Origin of the sequence: Gandjariella thermophila, assembly GCF_005405885.1 — a bacterium.
GTDB classification, from domain to species: domain Bacteria; phylum Actinomycetota; class Actinomycetes; order Mycobacteriales; family Pseudonocardiaceae; genus Gandjariella; species Gandjariella thermophila.
This window is the reverse complement of sequence record NZ_BJFL01000117.1, coordinates 1-1,381: the sequence shown is the minus strand read 5'-3', so window position 1 is coordinate 1,381 and position 1,381 is coordinate 1. Positions and strand designations below refer to the sequence as shown.

Sequence of the window (1,381 nt, the reverse complement as noted above, 5' to 3'; positions counted from 1 at the left end):
AGGTCGTCGCTGATCTTGGTGGCGTCGACGCCTTCCACGTTGGGGTTGGGGGTGCCGCTGATGGCGGCCTGCATGGCGGGTTGGATGCCCTTGGCGATCGCGACCGCCCCGCCGGCCAGGAGCCCAGTCTCGGCAGCGGCCGCCACCTCGGCGATGGGGGCGACCAGGGCGCCTGCGGCGTCGATGCCGAGGAGTTCGAGCCCTTCGATAACGGCCGCGATGACGGCGTCGAGCGCTCCGTCGGTCAGCACACTGGCGACGGCCAGAACGGCACCGGCGGCGCCGAGCCCGTCGATGACTGCCTTGATCTTGTCCTTGATCGCGTCCTGGGTGTCGTCGTTCCAGACGCGGAAGTCGATGAGACTGTTGCCGATGTCGTCGAGTGCTTGGGGTAACCCGGTGAGGACTGACTGGGGCCCTGCTGCCTGCTGCCAGAACTGCTCAAGCTCGGTGACGTCGGCCGAGCTGTTGTTGCTGACCAGTCCTTGCAGGCGGCCGTGCAGCCGGGCCGCGAGGTCACGGATGGCGCCGGCTGCTCTGCGGCACGCGTCGGCGGCGGTGTCGATGCGGTCGGTGTCCGCCGTGGGAACGTATTTCTCCAGGAAGCCCGGTAGCCACCAGGGCGCGTCGCCGGTCAGGGTCGCGAAGTCGGTGTTGGACGGCCACGGGCGCGGTGCCACGGGAGTCCAGGGCGGTGGGCTGCCAGGCTGGCCGGGGACGCTGTTCTGGTCGGCGGTCCAGTGGTTGAGGGCGGATACGTCGATGCCCTTGCCGATGGCGCCCAGCAGGTCGAAGGCGGTATGGAACCCGTCGTTGACGATGCTGTCCATGGCGGCCGCCCAGCCGCTCTGGTACTGGTGCGCGCCATCGCACGCGCCGGCCGCGCCGTTGGCCGCGTCGAGTGCGTTGAGCAGTCCTGCGCGGATACGTTCGAGGTCGTTCTGCGCGTCAACGAATGCCTGGGCGACGAGGTGAAAGTCCGAGGGCGCGATCTTGACGGGAATGACCGGCCCGCCGTCGGGTCCACGGCCCATGGTTACACCCGCCAGATGCCGATGTTGGTGTGTACCGCGCTGGCGTGGTTGCGATGCGCCGTGACGACGAAGTCCCGAATTCGGCGTAACTGGGTATGTAGGTCACGGGCGGTTGAGCACCATTCGGCAACCGTTGTGTGGAACCCGTCGTGAGCGGAGCCTTCCCAACTGGACTCCAGCTTCCTGACGATCTGTTCTACCCGGTTGAGCATTGCCTCGGTGGCATCGATATGGCTTGTGAGCGAATCGGTGGCATCTTGTAGTGCCGCAAAGTCGACCACTAATCGATCCACGCGGACCCCCGTAGGAAAACTGCCTACCCTGCGTCGCGGGGGAGTGTAGTGGAC

Annotated in this window: 2 protein-coding genes; both read right to left on the bottom strand. The window is 66.9% G+C overall.

Annotated features, from left to right (window positions below; genetic code table 11):
- Positions 1-1,034 (bottom strand): WXG100 family type VII secretion target (locus FFT21_RS28530; protein ID WP_225978858.1); only part of this gene is annotated, 1,034 nt, incomplete at its 3' end.
- Between the two features lie 2 nt (positions 1,035-1,036).
- On the bottom strand, positions 1,037-1,381 hold a 345-nt coding region (locus FFT21_RS28525; RefSeq protein WP_225978857.1), incomplete at its 5' end, for a WXG100 family type VII secretion target.